13 protein-coding genes are annotated in these 15,023 nt (G+C 51.8%); 9 read left to right on the top strand and 4 right to left on the bottom strand.

Features of this window, described 5'->3' with window-relative positions:
- Positions 1 to 15: 15 nt before the first annotated feature.
- On the bottom strand, positions 16 to 1,710 hold the full coding sequence (locus ACY2RQ_RS04575; RefSeq protein WP_490111775.1) for an L-lactate permease: 1,695 nt from the start codon (positions 1,708 to 1,710) through the stop codon (positions 16 to 18).
- A 205-nt stretch (positions 1,711 to 1,915) separates the two neighbouring features.
- Between ACY2RQ_RS04575 and ACY2RQ_RS04580 the strand changes: the two genes are divergently transcribed.
- Both ACY2RQ_RS04580 and recJ read left to right on the top strand, forming a co-directional pair.
- A complete protein-coding gene (locus ACY2RQ_RS04580) occupies positions 1,916 to 2,662 on the top strand; it encodes an FCD domain-containing protein (protein WP_490111776.1) in 747 nt (248 codons plus the stop codon).
- Positions 2,663 to 2,716: 54 nt separating this feature from the next.
- A complete protein-coding gene (gene recJ, locus ACY2RQ_RS04585; RefSeq protein ID WP_490111777.1) occupies positions 2,717 to 4,465 on the top strand; it encodes a single-stranded-DNA-specific exonuclease RecJ in 1,749 nt (582 codons plus the stop codon).
- A 95-nt stretch (positions 4,466 to 4,560) separates the two neighbouring features.
- Here the strand turns inward: recJ and hmpA are convergent, their stop codons facing one another.
- On the bottom strand, positions 4,561 to 5,763 hold the full coding sequence (hmpA, locus tag ACY2RQ_RS04590) for an NO-inducible flavohemoprotein (RefSeq protein ID WP_490111778.1): 1,203 nt from the start codon (positions 5,761 to 5,763) through the stop codon (positions 4,561 to 4,563).
- A gap of 249 nt (positions 5,764 to 6,012) precedes the next feature.
- Between hmpA and ACY2RQ_RS04595 the strand changes: the two genes are divergently transcribed.
- From ACY2RQ_RS04595 to ung, 7 genes are all read left to right on the top strand, one after another.
- Complete coding sequence (locus tag ACY2RQ_RS04595; protein WP_490111779.1) at positions 6,013 to 7,185, top strand: tetratricopeptide repeat protein; 1,173 nt, start codon at positions 6,013 to 6,015, stop codon at positions 7,183 to 7,185.
- Between the two features lie 143 nt (positions 7,186 to 7,328).
- Positions 7,329 to 8,543, top strand: coding sequence for a hypothetical protein (locus tag ACY2RQ_RS04600; RefSeq protein WP_490111780.1), 1,215 nt, complete (start codon positions 7,329 to 7,331; stop codon positions 8,541 to 8,543).
- 219 nt (positions 8,544 to 8,762) lie between these two features.
- Positions 8,763 to 9,858 (top strand): peptide chain release factor 2 gene (gene prfB, locus ACY2RQ_RS04605; protein WP_490111781.1). Its coding sequence is split into 2 segments (ribosomal slippage): positions 8,763 to 8,834 and positions 8,836 to 9,858, totalling 1,095 coding nucleotides; the frame shifts between segments, so codons are not numbered across the junction.
- A 133-nt stretch (positions 9,859 to 9,991) separates the two neighbouring features.
- On the top strand, positions 9,992 to 11,542 hold the full coding sequence (gene lysS, locus ACY2RQ_RS04610; protein ID WP_490111782.1) for a lysine--tRNA ligase: 1,551 nt from the start codon (positions 9,992 to 9,994) through the stop codon (positions 11,540 to 11,542).
- 113 nt (positions 11,543 to 11,655) lie between these two features.
- The gene (locus ACY2RQ_RS04615) at positions 11,656 to 12,390 is read left to right on the top strand and encodes a TetR/AcrR family transcriptional regulator (protein ID WP_490111783.1); all 735 of its coding nucleotides are present in this window, start codon (positions 11,656 to 11,658) and stop codon (positions 12,388 to 12,390) included.
- Between the two features lie 95 nt (positions 12,391 to 12,485).
- The gene (locus ACY2RQ_RS04620; protein WP_490111784.1) at positions 12,486 to 12,803 is read left to right on the top strand and encodes a PA3694 family proteiin; all 318 of its coding nucleotides are present in this window, start codon (positions 12,486 to 12,488) and stop codon (positions 12,801 to 12,803) included.
- Positions 12,804 to 12,855: 52 nt separating this feature from the next.
- Positions 12,856 to 13,572: a uracil-DNA glycosylase gene (gene ung / locus ACY2RQ_RS04625; protein ID WP_490111785.1), complete on the top strand. Its 717-nt coding sequence runs from the start codon at positions 12,856 to 12,858 to the stop codon at positions 13,570 to 13,572.
- A gap of 34 nt (positions 13,573 to 13,606) precedes the next feature.
- Here ung and ACY2RQ_RS04630 read toward each other — a convergent pair whose 3' ends face one another.
- Positions 13,607 to 13,951: a hypothetical protein gene (locus tag ACY2RQ_RS04630; RefSeq protein WP_490111786.1), complete on the bottom strand. Its 345-nt coding sequence runs from the start codon at positions 13,949 to 13,951 to the stop codon at positions 13,607 to 13,609.
- On the bottom strand, positions 13,951 to 15,018 hold the full coding sequence (locus ACY2RQ_RS04635) for a DUF1521 domain-containing protein (protein WP_490111787.1): 1,068 nt from the start codon (positions 15,016 to 15,018) through the stop codon (positions 13,951 to 13,953). Before ACY2RQ_RS04635 ends, ACY2RQ_RS04630 begins: the two co-directional genes overlap by 1 nt.
- Positions 15,019 to 15,023 lie beyond the last annotated feature (5 nt).

A 15,023-nucleotide genomic window follows, 5' to 3' on the forward strand; every position in this document is an offset into this window, starting at 1 on the left:
CGGTGAAGTCTCTGTTCAACCCATCAGTGGGTCAGTAATACCAAACATGGTCAGGGCAATCGTTCCCAGAATGCCGGTAGCAAGTACGTAGTACAGTGTCGGAATAATGGTCATCCTCAGGGTCGCGCCTTCACGTCCCAGCAGACCAACCGTTGCCGATGCGGCCACCACATTATGGATAGCAATCATGTTACCAGCAGCTGCGCCCACCGCCTGCATGGCGACCATAAGGGCGGTGGAGAGTCCCAGGGCTTCCGCGACACCGAACTGGAACTGGGACAGCATCATGTTACTGACGGTGTTGGAGCCAGCGATAAAGGCCCCCAGTGCTCCGACAGCCGGAGCGAACAGGGTGTAGAGTTCCCCGAAGCTGCTGGCCACAAACCGGGCCATGGAAACCGGCATGCTGGCAAAACCGGAGTCGTTAACGCCGGAGTTGATCAGGATACGCACCATGGGGATGGTAAACATCAACACAAAGCCAGCACCCAGCAGGGTACGGGAAGATTCCTTCAGAGCCGTCGACATACTGCGCAGAGGGATACGGTGCAGGAAGATGGTCGCCAGAACCACCAGCACCATAATGCCGCCAGGCAGGTAGAGAGGCTGAATACCGGCGCTGATACCTACTTCCCCGAGGATGTTGCTGAGATTCAGGGAGATAACCTTGGAGATCTCCTTGGCAAACGGCAGGGTTCTGGTCATCACCAGCAGTACAGCGACCAGTATATAGGGGCTCCACGCCCGCACCAGGGACATGCCTTTCTGGTTGGACAGGGTATCCAGTTTGATTTCCAGCTTGCCAACCCACTCGCTGGGCCATTGCTCAGGGGGAGCGAAGGTCCAGGTCTCTTTCGGCAGCAGGAAGCCTTTCCGGGCCGCCAGGGTGACGATGGTCAGGCTGGTCAGGCCGCCCAGCAGGGAGGGGAACTCGGGTCCAAGGAAGACGCCGGTCAGGGCGTAGGGAATGGTGAAGGCCAGTCCGGCAAAGATCGCGAAAGGCGCGACCGCCAGGCCCTCTTTCCAGGAGCGGTTACGACCAAAAAAGCGCGTCATCATCATCACCATGAACAGCGGAATCGCGATACCCACAATCGCATGGATGATGGCGACTTCACTGGTGACCAGCTGCAGGAAGGTATTCCAGCTGGAGCCGTTGGTGGCCAGTTGCTCTGCGAGAGCGTCGGAATCCAGCCCTTTGGTCACACCGATGATGATAGGAGTGCCGACCGCACCGAAAGAAACCGGTGTGCTCTGGATCATCATTCCTGCCATCACCGCCGCCATGGCCGGGAAGCCGATAGCAACCAGCAGTGGGGCAACAATTGCCGCCGGAGTACCAAAACCGGAGGCGCCTTCGATAAAGGAACCAAACAGCCAGGCAATAATGATGGCCTGGATGCGCTGGTCTGGAGTAATCCCGGTAAAGCCCGCCTTGATGGCGGTGATTGCTCCGGAGTGTTTAAGCGTGTTGAGCAGCAGTATGGCTCCGAAGATGATCCATAAAACTGCGATGGTGATAACTAACCCCTGTAATGACGAAGCGAGAATACGATTAAAAGATACTTCCCATGCAAAAAACGCAATACCGGCTGTGAGCAGGAACACGGCAGGCATGGCGGTGCGGGCAGGAAGGCGAATGCCAACCAGAAGGATGGCCGTGACCAGTATGGGAGTGAAGGCCAGCAGGGCCTGAAGACCTGGACTCATTAGAAAACCCCCGAATCTTTTTATTTTCAGTTAATAATCAATATGGTATAAAAAATTGGTAAGACCAATTTTCGGCAAGAGTAAACATCCGAACCGATACATGTCAATGATTTTTGTTTGCTTGTGTTTGATGATGTTTATGGGTTGCATGTCGGCTGGTGGGGCGCTTCAATAAGCCCGGTTGCTATTGAGTGGAGACACATCGTTGGAACACCGGACCCTGTCTGAAAAGATCACTTCGGAACTGGAAGCCCTGATTATTGAGGGGGTATACAAACCCGGAGATCGCCTGCCGCCGGAACGTCAGCTGGCTTTGCAGATGAATGTCTCCCGGCCGTCATTGCGTGGTGGGCTTAAGGTGCTCACAGCCAAGGGTATTATTCGCTCTCGTCAGGGTGGTGGACACTATGTGACGGATATTCTTACCCGCTCTCAGGTTGATCCATTACTGGAAATGCTGGGCAAGCACCCTAATGCCCAGGGGGATGTGCTGGAATTTCGCGTATTGCTGGAGGGTGCCTGCGCCTATTACGCAGCGGAACGTGCCACGGATATTGATCGCGCCAGGCTTCAGAGTATTTTTGCGGATCTGGAAGAAGGTGTACGCTCCGGTAACCGGGAGCAGGAGAGCAAAGCAGATTTGGCCCTGCATGTGGCTATTGCTGAAGCCGCCCACAACCTGGTGCTGCTTTATGCCATGAACACCATGCTGAGCCTGTTCCGACAGAGTATCAGCAGCAATATCTCTGGGTTGCCCAGCAGCCATGAGGTGGGTGAAAAACTGCTACAGCAACACCGGCAAATTATTGAGGCGATCCTGCAGAGGCAACCGGACAGGGCCCGGGCAGCTGCGGAAAGCCACATTATCTCCGTGCGGGATTCCCTGATGGCATTAGAGGAAGCTCACGGACAAGAAGAAACCCTTCTGGAGCTGTCCCGGGTATCAGTCTGACGGCCCAACCATGTAAGATGGTGAAATTAAAGTCCCGGAATTATTAAACAGCTTATGGCGATTACCATCATTCGCCGGGAGGTCGCGGTGAATGCGCCTGCTGCCGACCTGCCAGACACTCTTCCATCCGTCCTTCGTCGTATTTATCAGGCCCGTGGCATCCATCGTGGACAACAGCTTGAACGCACCCTGAAGTTCCTTGAAAGCGGCCAGAGTATGAAAGGCCTGGCGCAGGCGGCATCTTTGCTGGCCAATGCTATCGAACAGCGCAAGAGAATTCTGATTGTCGGCGACTTTGATGCTGATGGTGCTACCAGCTCTGCGCTCGGTGTGCTGGCACTGCGGGCCATGGGCACCGCCTTTGTGGATTTCCTGGTACCTAACCGTTTTGAGTATGGCTACGGCCTGTCACCGGATATCGTGAAGGTTGCCCAAGAGCGTCAGCCGGATGTACTGGTGACGGTGGATAATGGTATCTCCAGTCTTGATGGCGTGCGGGCGGCAAAGGAAGCCGGTATGACCGTAATCGTCACCGACCATCACCTGGCGGGTGATACGCTTCCCGAAGCTGATGCCATTGTGAATCCTAACCAGCCGGGGTGTGAATTTCCCTGGAAAAATACCGCCGGAGTCGGGGTTATCTTTTACTTATTATGCCGTTTGCGCACAGAACTCGATCAGAGAGGATGGTTTGAGTCTGCGCAGTGTCCCGTAGGCAGTAAACCGAATATGGCCGGATTCCTGGATCTCGTGGCTTTAGGTACTGTTGCGGATGTGGTTGGACTGGGTAGTAATAACCGTATTCTGGTGCATCAGGGCATTGGTCGTATTCGTGCTGGTCGTGCCCGGCCGGGAATTCTGGCTTTAGCTGAAGTCGCACGTCGTGATCCCGCCCGGCTGGTGGCTTCTGATCTGGGCTTTGCCCTTGCGCCCCGTTTGAATGCCGCGGGACGTCTGGACGATATGTCCCTCGGTATTGAACTGCTGATTACCGATGATCCGGCCCATGCCCGTCATCTGGCCAGTGAGCTGGATGGTCTCAATCGTGAGCGCCGGGAAATTGAAGACAGTATGAGAAATGAGGCCATGCGTGATCTGGCCAGGCTGGAGCTGGACGATAAGAAAGATCTGCCCTGGGGCGTTTGCCTGTATCAGGATGACTGGCACCAGGGGGTGATCGGTATTCTGGCTTCACGGGTAAAGGAACAACTGCATCGGCCGGTGATTGCCTTTGCCCCTGGGAATGAAGGTGAGATCAAGGGGTCTGCCCGTTCTATTCCCGGTTTTCATATCCGGGATGCACTGGAGGCTGTGTCTACTAAGCACCCTGGGTTGATTATCAAGTTTGGTGGCCATGCCATGGCGGCTGGCCTCTCCCTGAAAGAAGAGGACTATCAACAGTTTTCTGAAGCCTTTGACCAAGAGGCCCGGCGGTTGCTCACTATTGACCAGCTGGAAGCGGCATTGCTCAGTGATGGCGCTTTGAATTCTTCGGAATTAAATCTGCAAACAGCGGAACTGCTGCGGGAAGCCGGTCCCTGGGGGCAGAACTTTCCGGAACCCCTGTTTGATGGTGTGTTTACACTGCAGGATCAGCGTATTGTCGGCGCAAAACATCTGAAAATGGTTGTGGTGTCTGAGGATAGTAATGAATGGATTGACGGCATCTGTTTTAACGTGGATACCGCACTCTGGCCAAACCCTTCGGCCAGTAAAGTACGCTTGGTTTACCGGCTGGATGTTAATGAGTTCCGCGGACGGCGTAGTGTACAGCTAATGGTGGAACATATTGAAGCTGTTTGAGAATGTAACGCCAGCAGTTTTTGTCCTTCAGATTCAAAGTCCTTCAGATTCAAAGCCCCTCAGGTTCAAACTTTGTTGGCTGGCGTTACGGTCGTTTATATCTCTTTATGGGGGCCAAATACTTCAAAGTGAATATGACCGTCCTCAATACCCCAGTCTTTTAGCGCTTCCTTGACCATGGTCATGTAACCCAGGGGACCACAGAAGTAATAGTGGGCTCCTGGCAGTTCAATCTGCCTGCGGATCGTTTTTAAATCTGTTCGAGTGGCAAAGTCATAACCTGTGCATTTTTCGGTGGGCTGGTCATAAAACAGAATCTGTTCAACATTTTCATGTTTGTCAGCCAGTGCTTTTACATGTTCCTTGAATCCGTGAACCCTGCTGTTCAGTGCGCCGTGAACGTAGACAATTTGGCGTTCAGGACCGGATTGAGTCAGGGTATTAAGCATGCTGAGCATCGGTGTCTGGCCAACGCCACCGCTTAACAGCACAACAGGTGTGCCGGCTTTGGTGTCCAGAAAAAAGTCCCCGGTGGGAGGACTGAGTTCGACAGTATCACCTGTGTGAATTTCGTCGTGCAGGTAATTGGAAATCAAACCTTTGGTGTCTCCGGTACCTTCACGTTTCACTGAGATTCGGTAACCTTTCCCATTAGGCGCATCTGAGAGACTGTATTGGCGAATGCAGCGATTCTCTGAATTTTCCGGCTGCAGATAGATGCCTATGTACTGGCCGGGAATAAAATCAGCAACAGGCTCACCGTCTTCCGGTTCCAGATAGAAGGAAGTGATCAGATCACTCTCTTTGGTTTTGGCTGTCACCTTGAATGTACGGGTGCCTCTCCAGCCACCCGGGGTAGATGCATTGCTCTGGTATATACCTTCTTCCGCTTCAATAAAGATATTGGCGAGAAGCTGATAGGCCTCTGCCCAGGCATTCAAAATGTCATCGGTGGCAGCATCACCAAGGACATGGGCAACAGCGCCCAGCAGGTTCTCACCCACAATCGGATAGTGTTCCGGCAGTATGTTAAAGCTGGCGTGTTTGTGGGCAATACGCTGTACAACAGCGGTCAGGACTTCAAGGTTATCAATATTGGCAGCATAACCGTAAACGGCCGCGGCCAGGGCGGTTTGCTGGCGTCCTGTTTTCTGATTAGTGGCGTTAAATATATTCAGCAGTTCGGGGTGTTGGCTGAACATGGTCTGGTAAAAGTGCCGGGTGATTGTTTCACCATGTTCAGCCAGAACCGGTGCCGTGGATTTTACAATACGAACTGTCTGCTCACTCAGGGACATCGTGCAGCGTTTCCATTTTTGTGCTTATGAGGGGGATTTTTTAAACATTCATTTTTTATGAATGTTATCAATCCTATCCGTATCTTTCCAGAGTGTCTACAGCCTTACAAATAAGAAGTTGAGCGTGAGTTTGAAGTTCCCGGAGTCCATAGTACGTGCAGGGTTGGAAGAGCCTGTGCTGCATCAGTAAACGTTAACAGACTCAGGCTTTGTCTATTCTGTCTGCTTCATTTTGAGAGGCAGATTTCAGTGACAGTGAATAATTACGTGTTTTTGCGTTTGTGTTTCCTCCTCGTATTATGGTTTATGCTGCTGGGACGTTCCCTGGCAATGTTGCCAGATTTGCCTGATGATTATCGGGTTCCGGAAGTGGACGAGGCAAAAATGCGTCAACACTGGGCTTCGCTGGGAGGGCTGTTTGGCGCTCCTTTTCCTGATCAGTGCTATGCCGAAGACTTGCTGGGTAAACTGCGGAGCTTGAAAGGCCAGCTTGAGCAAAATATTCGTGATTGCGATACGTTTCGGAAATTTAAAATTGATACGGATGAGACCCAGGAACTTAGCGCGATTCTTTCTCAGACCCTGATCAAAGGGCATCTTGAATTCTATAACGGACATTTTGAAAATGCCCGTCAGCTGGGGAAAGCAGCGGGCTATGCAGGAGTTCCCCTTGTTGTGCGGGCTCTGATGATTTCCGGTTTTCTACCCCTTGCGGCCACTGAAGAAGACCCCTCAGGTGAGAAGCGACGTAAAGCGTGGACAAAAGAGGCGGCAGAACTCATATCTGAGGAAGAATTTTATCAGCTGAAACCGATACCGGATCTGGTTAAGTGGATGGTCTGTGCGCGCATCAGAGACCTGGATATTCAGAAGAACTCTCTTGGAATAGTGGATATTGCTTCGACTTTTACCAGAGTGTATGAGCTTTGCGAGCATTGCTGCAGGGAGAGTGCAACAGATTTAATGCCTGACGGAGATCCTGTATACAGAATTATGAAGGCAGGGATGCAGATCGGTTATTTATCGGCATTCCGAAGAAGAGCCGGTGATAAGACTCACTTCGGCTGGTTTCTGGGGAAAATGAAAGGAGTGGTAAAAAGTGTCGGGGATATGACGAAGTTGACGTATAACTTCAGAGAAGAAGAGATCATGGAAACTGTGGATAAGCTGAAGCCCTGCTTTGAACCCATGCCTCTTTCTCTGTACTTTGTTTATGGTGACGCTTTGCGCAAAGCAGGAAAGTTCGAGGAAGCCAGAAAGTCTTTCAAAGAAGTTGTTGAAGCTAGCCCCGTGTCGGCAGAAGAAATGGTGTATTACCAAACGGCCAATGCTCGGATCAGGCTCTACCATAAGGGTGATAGTAAGGCTTTTGCTGGGCGCGAGAAATTGATTCCCTATGTCTGGACGCGTGCCGGTAAATAATGAACCGGGAATTTCTCCAATTGCCGCAGGATAGTTATCTGGTGGAAGCGCCGGATTGTTTATATGACGACTTACTATTTTGAACCAGCGTAATATCTGGCTTTGTCTATGATGTCTGTTCCTTTTCCGAGGCGGGTTCAGATATGTCTGGTCATAGAGTTTTCTTTGGGTGGTTTTTCTTTCTGGTGCTTTGGGGGGTAACCCTTCCGGGGCGAGCCGCGGACACTTTGCCAGACATGCCTGCAGGCTTTCAGGTAGATGAAGTAACTGTGGAAACAATGCAGCAAAACTGGAAGGTCCTGGGTGGGTTATTTGATGCCCCCTTTCCTGATGAGGCATATGCCCAAGAGTTGCTGGATAAACTACAGGGTTTCAAAGCCCGGTTTGAGTCAAATACGCGAACTTATCGAACCTTCCAGAAGTTTGGGATTGACACCCAGATCAGAGAAAAAAGGAAGCTCAGCGCGATTCTCTCCGACACCCTGATCAAGGGACACCTCGAACTTTATAACGGACATTTTGAAAATGCCCGTCTGCTGGGAAAAGCTGCTGAATATGCAGGGATTCCCATTGCTGTTCGGGCGCTGTCTATTTCCGGTTTTTTACCGCTGCCGGAGACTTCAGAAGACCCCAGTGGTGAAAAGCGGCGTAAAAAATGGGCGAAAGAAGGGGCAGAACTGATATCCGATGAGGGGTTTGAAGCGCTGCAACCGTTCCCGGATTTGGTTAAGTGGATGGTATACGCACGTATTAAAGACCTGGATATAAAAAAGAGTTCCCTGGGAGTAGTGGATGTTTCCCAGGCTTTTACCAGAGTCTATGAACTTTGTGGAAAGTGGTGCAAAAAAAGTAAAACCACAGATCACCCTCAGGGAGATCCCGCATACAGGGTTATGCTAACGGGAATGGAGGCTGGTTATCTGGAGGCATTTCATAGAGCGCCTGCTCAGACTGGTTCCAGCTCCAGTCAAGGAGGCTGGAGTTTGAGTTCATTCACAGATGCGGCAGTGAGGATGACAATGAATACGGTAAAGAGAGTGGGGGGTATAACCGGGGCGACGTACAATTTTAAAGAAGAAGATATCTTGGCAACTATTGATGAGTTGATGCCCCAATATAAAGTGATCCCTCTTTCCCTGCATTTTGCCTGCGGAGATGCCCTGCGTAAGGTTGGAAAGCATGAAAGATCCAGGCAGGCTTTTAAGAATGTTGTTAAGGCTACCCCTATGTCAGCAGAAGAAATGGTGTATGTAGAAACGGCCAATACCAGGCTCAGGCTTTATGAACGGGGGCATGGGGATGCTTTGGTCGGTCGTGTGAAACTTCTTCCCCATGTCTGGTCCGGTGCCGGTAAATAATCAATCCGTTGTGAATAACTGCTGAGGCTCCGGTGTCACCGTAGCGCATGAAGGGCTGGAGCAGGCAGTGCCACCGCTGTGACAGGGCGGTTTGTTCTGGCCTGCTCTTATGGATGGATGAAGGACTGTACGCAGAAAACAGCTATTTTGTCGCAGGTCATGTTCTGGTAGATTTACGCCCTTGATTTTTACCCGCAGCAGCTATTACTGGAATCCGAGATGGAAGTTAATCCAATCCTGAATGATATCAGGGATATGAGAGAGCGCACTGACGTTCTTAGGGGGTATCTTTGACTATGCCGGCAGAAAAGATCGGCTGGTAGAAGTTGAGCGTGAGCTCGAAGATCCCGCTGTCTGGAATGATCCGGACAATGCCCAGGCTCTGGGCCGTGAGCGTTCTCAGCTGGAAGGGATCGTAAAAACCATCGACAACATGGACCAGGGGCTGGCTGACGCCGGTGAACTACTGGATATGGCGGTGGAAGAGGGTGATGAAGACGGCGTTGAAGAAGTTGTCAGTGAACTGGCCAGCCTGAAAGAACAGCTGGAAAAACTTGAGTTCCGCCGGATGTTCTCCGGTGAGATGGACGCTAACAACGCCTACCTCGATATTCAGGCCGGTTCCGGTGGTACAGAAGCCCAGGACTGGGCCAATATGCTGCTGCGTATGTATCTGCGCTGGGGGGAGGACAAAGGCTTCAAATGCGAGATTATTGAAGCATCTGCTGGTGAAGTGGCGGGGCTGAAATCAGCCACTGTCCAGTTTACCGGTGAATACGCCTTTGGCTGGTTGAGAACCGAAACCGGGGTTCATCGCCTGGTGCGGAAGTCTCCCTTTGACTCTGGTGGTCGTCGGCATACGTCGTTTTCTTCCGTGTTTGTGTCTCCGGAGATTGATGACAATATCGAAATTGAAATCAATCCCGCCGACCTGCGTATCGACACCTACCGCTCCAGTGGTGCCGGTGGTCAGCACGTAAATACCACCGATTCGGCGGTACGGATTACCCACGTACCCACGGGTATTGTGTGCGCGTGCCAGAACCAGCGTTCCCAGCACCAGAACAAGGACAAGGCCATGCAGCAGCTGAAAGCCAAGCTGTATGAGCACGAGATGCAGAAGCGCACTGCGGAAGCCCAGGCCCTGGAAGACAGCAAGGCCGATATTGGCTGGGGCAGCCAGATTCGTTCCTATGTTCTGGATGACTCCCGTATCAAGGACTTGCGTACCGGTGTGGAAACAAGGAATACCCAGGCGGTGCTTGATGGAAATCTTGATCGTTTTATTGAAGCCAGTCTGAAACAGGGCCTCTGACCCAACGGACAGAGCACCCTGGTATGGCGACCCTGCCCAGGTCGTTTTAATATGTTGTAAACCCTCACTCTGGAGCGGGGCTGCATGCCCAAAAGGCAGCAGCCCCGTTCCGTGATTTTCAGGTTTGAGTCTAATGTCCACTGAACAGTCGAACAAAAATATAGCAGACACCACCGGCGAACAGCAGCAGGAAGAGAACAGGCTGATTGCCCAGCGTCGTGAAAAGCTCGGCGCTATTCGTGCTGAGCGTAACGCTTATCCCAACAGCTTCCGCCGGGACAGCTATGCGGCACGCCTGCAGGAAAAATACCAGGACCAGGACAAAGCCTCCCTGGAAGCCGCAGGCCACCGTGCCAGCGTAGCTGGCCGGGTTATCCGTAACCGTGGCGCGTTCATGGTGCTGCAGGATATGACTGGCCGTGTCCAGGCTTACGTCAACCGTAAGACCCTGGATGAGAAGGTGCTGGCCGAGATCAAGACCCTCGACCTGGGTGATATCATCGGTATTTCCGGTAACCTGCAGCGCTCCGGCAAGGGCGAGCTGTTTGTTGAAATCGAGAATTTTGAGCTGCTCACCAAGGCCCTGCGTCCCCTGCCGGATAAGCACAAGGGTCTGGCCGATATCGAAATGCGCTACCGTCAGCGCTATGTGGACCTGATCACCAGCGAAAAGTCCCGGGAAGTGTTCCTGATTCGCTCCAAGCTGATCGACGGTATCCGTCGTTACCTGGCTGACCGCGACTTTATGGAAGTGGAAACTCCCATGCTGCAGGTGATTCCCGGCGGTGCTTCTGCCCGTCCGTTTATCACCCACCACAACAGTCTGGATATCCAGATGTATATGCGGATTGCTCCCGAGCTGTACCTGAAGCGTCTGGTTGTGGGTGGTTTCGAACGGGTGTTTGAAATTAACCGAAACTTCCGTAACGAAGGCCTGTCCGTTCGTCACAACCCTGAATTCACCATGCTGGAGTTCTACCAGTCCTACGCAGACTACAGGGACCTGATGGACCTGACGGAAGATATGCTGCGCACCCTGGCCCGGGATATCCTCGGCACCACTACCCTGGTGAACACCGTGCGTAACAGCGATGGCGAGGTTGCTGAAACCCATGAGTACGATTTTGGCAAGCCGTTTGTACGGATGACCCTGGTTGAGGCTATTTTGCACTATAATTCCGCTCTGACTGTTGAGCAGGTCACCGATTTTGAGGCCGCCAAGCTGGTTGCCAGGGACCTCGGCATTGAGGTTAAGAGCACCTGGGGGCTGGGTAAGCTGCAGACCGAGATCTTCGAGGAAGTGGCTGAGCATCGCCTGATGCAGCCCACTTTCATTACCGAATATCCGGCTGAAGTCTCGCCCCTGGCCCGTCGTAACGACGACAACCCTCATATCACCGACCGCTTTGAATTCTTTGTGGGTGGTCGTGAGCTGGCTAACGGCTTCTCCGAGCTGAATGATCCTGAAGATCAGCATGAGCGTTTCATGCAGCAGGTTCAGGAGAAGGACGCCGGTGATGATGAGGCCATGCATTACGATGCGGACTATGTGCGGGCACTGGAATACGGCCTGCCGCCGACTGCCGGTGAAGGTATTGGTATTGATCGTCTGGCTATGCTGTTTACCGACTCACCGTCCATTCGTGATGTGATTCTGTTCCCGCATATGCGCCCTGAAGCATAAGTCGAACGGAATATTTGCAAGACCCGGGCTGGTTCCTCTGTAAAGGAGCCAGCCATTCAGGAGAACAGTCGCCAGGGACTGGGTGATTCCTCAGGTAAAATAAGGCGTTTCCGGTGGAAGTTATTATCAGCGAAACATTACATTCCGACGTTCCCAAAATCCCCCCACTGAAGTACCAGGGGCGCAAGACCAGCCGGGTCGGAAGTGAGCAGAGACGTAAAGCCATTCTTGAAGCTGCTCTTCGTATTGTTGTTCGCGAAGGTGTCCGGGGGGTCCGGCACAGGGCTGTTGCCAGAGAAGCGGATGTTCCCCTGTCCGCAACAACCTACTATTTCAAAGATATTTCAGACCTTATTACCGACACTTTCACTCTTTTTGTAGAAATGGGCGCGAAGAAGTACCGTTCTTTTTTGCCCCCCGGCTATAGTGAGCATTCCAGCGCTGGCCCTGCTTTCTCCGGCGAGCCTGACCTCCTTGCTGATAATCCTGATCAGATTATGGGTATGCTGCTGGATTATCTTCGGGATCAGTTGCTGAATCATCGAGAGCACCTGTTGGCGGAACAGGCGTTTCGTCTGGAGTGTCTGCGTAATGAGCAGTTGAAAAATATTGTCAGCAAACATGCAGAGCTGCTGCTGACAGACCTGGTCACCCTGTTTACCAGAGCAGGTTCGGTAAAGCCGGAACAGGACGCGGAAATTATGATGTCCATTCTGGGAACAGCTGAGTATGAAGGTCTTTTATTACCCCCCGGGCAGTTTAATGAATCACAGATGCGCGGGATTCTTATGCGCAGCCTGCAACATATTCTTCAGGCGGTTTCCAGAGAACAACTGACGCCGTTCTGATTCCCCGATAAAATGGTCCCGCGCTCTTTTGGAAGGATCTTTCGGAGGTTTTTTAAGAGAGCCTTTTAAGGTTTTTGAGTGAGCAGCGGGGTCTTATGAAATTTAACCAGCCAGCCCGGTTAATCCTTGTCGCACTGGTTTGCATAACCGGTACAGTCACAGCCCTGAGTCATTATGGGTATCTGCGTTATTCCTCTGAGCAGGATGCGCTTTATGTTGCTGAATTCTCCCTGATCGCTAACAGTGAGGGGCAATCCCAGGTGGTGTCTTCAAAGCCGTCAGGGTTTACTGCTTATTGTGAGCAGGGGTATCTCGTTTTTGCCGGTGTCAGCCACAGGAATTCTGGTTCTGTAACCGGTCTTCTGGTTGATAACAAGCATCGCCCGGTTCGATGTTCATCTTTCTCGGAATAAGTTAACTTTCTGGGAGTCATTGTTTTCATATCCATGTTTCGGGAGTGGTGTTATGCCGGAGATAAGATTGGCGGAGAGCTGGAAGAGACGTATCGGTGATGAGTTTGCCAGGGACTATATGCAGCGGCTCAGGGCTTTTCTTGTCAGTGAAAAACAGGCCGGCAAAACCATTTATCCCGAGGGGGCGGAATATTTCCGGGCTATGGATCTGACACCTTTTAAAGAGGTAAAGGTGGTGATTCTTGGCCAGGATCCTTATCACGGCCCGGGTCAGGCCCATGGTTTAAGTTTTTCTGTTCGCCCCGGTATCCAGATTCCTCCTTCCCTGGTGAATATTTATAAGGAGCTGGAAAGTGATCTTGGTATTCCTCCCGTTCACCATGGGTTTCTGGAGCAGTGGACTCGGGAAGGTGTGCTGTTGCTGAACAGTGTTCTGTCTGTACAACACAAACAGGCCGCTTCCCATCAGGGACGGGGTTGGGAAGAATTTACTGATCGGATTATTCGGGAGCTGAATGATCATCGGGATCATATCGTGTTTATCCTGTGGGGCGGCTATGCGCAGCGTAAGGGCAGTTTTATTGATACCAACCGCCATTTTGTGATTAAGTCTCCTCACCCTTCGCCTTTATCTGCTTACCGGGGGTTCTTTGGCAGCCGTCCTTTTTCCCAGGCTAATGCCTACCTGGAACAACACGGCTATCAACCGGTGAACTGGCAGCTTGATGAAGTTGTTGCAGAGGCAGGGTTCCAGCCAGAGGTGATGTGAGAGGCTTGGAATAAGTTAGAAGGATTGTGTTAATTCAGATGCGCAGCTTTTTGTTCATGGCTTTGGTCAGATTGCTGCGCTTCCTATCTTTGCTTTTATCGCCTTCAGCAGTGCTTTTCAGGTTCTCTTCCTGGGTCTTGTCGCTCAGAAAACTGTCCAATTCTTTTCTGGCCTTTTGCATCTTGTCCCCGGATTCGGGGATATGTTCCAGAAACTCTTTGCAGGCTCCGGCTTTCAACCCCATTAGTTTGCGAGCTTTTTCCAGCCGCTCAAGGCTTTTATCGCCATCTTTGATCAGTTTGTCACTGTCAGCCAGAATATCGCGCAAGTCGGTATCGCTGGTCGGGGATGAAGACTGTCTGCCGTGGTCGGTGCTCATCAGATATTCCGTATAATTTCCTTGGCCTGGGAGTACTGCTGCTTCATCACCTGGGAGGCCAGGGAGTTGGTCTGCTCGTATTTGCCGGTCATGGACTGCAGCTGCACCATATCCAGCTGGGACATGCTGGTCAGGGTTTCCTTGGTGCTTTTGATCTGTGTAGTCAGGTTGCCGATTTCTTCCGGTGTGAGCATGCCAGCGCCACTGGCGTCGTGGATGGTAATACCCAGCTCAGACAGCAGGTTGCGCTCTTCCTGGGTCAATACGCTGTTGAGCATACTGTCGTTTGTGGCTTTCATGGCTTCTTCGTGATTCAGAGCCTGCTTGCCTTCGGTAACATTTTTAAATTCACCCTCGATTTCACTGCCTTCGAAGAGCCAGTCATCAACCTGATCGCCCATTTTGAAGATAAAACCGTCGTTGGTATCGGCATCCACCTTGGCACCATCCAGTTTTGGCTGACCAATCTGGGGGTCGTTATCTGCGATACCGGTCACGCTGATGGACTGGTTACCCTTGGTGATAACCAGTTCATTGGAGTAGATACCCGGATTACCATCATTCTTCCCCTTGCATTTGCAGGTGATTTTGGTGCCATCATCAAGGGTAAACGTTGCATCCTTCTGGAAATCCCAGTGTTTGCCGCCTCCTCTGTCCCCCTCTGTAACGTGGGGGTCGCCCCAGATATCGGTTTTATTGCCATTGGCGTCGACAATACTCCACTTCTCATCACTACCGTGAATCTGGATTTTGTAACCGTTATCCAGGGCGATCTCTTTTGGCGTGGCATCGTGGTTAACCGCCCAGGTGTTTTTGTCTACCGCAGTTGTAGTGCTTTTATGGTTGATCAGCTTGGACTGAATCTGGTTCAGGCTCCTCATCTGCTCGTTCTTTTTATGAACAAGGCCGATCTGGTCCCGGATCTGTTTGTCGAGAATCTCTGAACGCTCCAGCATCACCAGCATATTCAGGTCGGCGATGCTGAGGTTTTTGTCTTTTGTATCGACCCCTTTAAGACTTTGCGCCGAATTGACGCCGCTTACACCGGGTCCGTTAATCTGGGACATATTCC

Source organism: Parendozoicomonas sp. 209JJ7-1, from assembly GCF_058147085.1.

Coding starts and splice junctions, on each gene's coding strand:
- ACY2RQ_RS04635 (WP_490111787.1), bottom strand. CDS start 15,018: ATGTCCCAGATTAACGGACCCGGTGTAAGCGGCGTCAATTCGGCGCAA.
- hmpA (WP_490111778.1), bottom strand. CDS start 5,763: ATGTCCCTGAGTGAGCAGACAGTTCGTATTGTAAAATCCACGGCACCG.
- ACY2RQ_RS04630 (WP_490111786.1), bottom strand. CDS start 13,951: ATGAGCACCGACCACGGCAGACAGTCTTCATCCCCGACCAGCGATACC.
- lysS (WP_490111782.1), top strand. CDS start 9,992: ATGTCCACTGAACAGTCGAACAAAAATATAGCAGACACCACCGGCGAA.
- ACY2RQ_RS04620 (WP_490111784.1), top strand. CDS start 12,486: ATGAAATTTAACCAGCCAGCCCGGTTAATCCTTGTCGCACTGGTTTGC.
- ACY2RQ_RS04575 (WP_490111775.1), bottom strand. CDS start 1,710: ATGAGTCCAGGTCTTCAGGCCCTGCTGGCCTTCACTCCCATACTGGTC.
- ACY2RQ_RS04600 (WP_490111780.1), top strand. CDS start 7,329: ATGTCTGGTCATAGAGTTTTCTTTGGGTGGTTTTTCTTTCTGGTGCTT.
- recJ (WP_490111777.1), top strand. CDS start 2,717: ATGGCGATTACCATCATTCGCCGGGAGGTCGCGGTGAATGCGCCTGCT.
- ung (WP_490111785.1), top strand. CDS start 12,856: ATGCCGGAGATAAGATTGGCGGAGAGCTGGAAGAGACGTATCGGTGAT.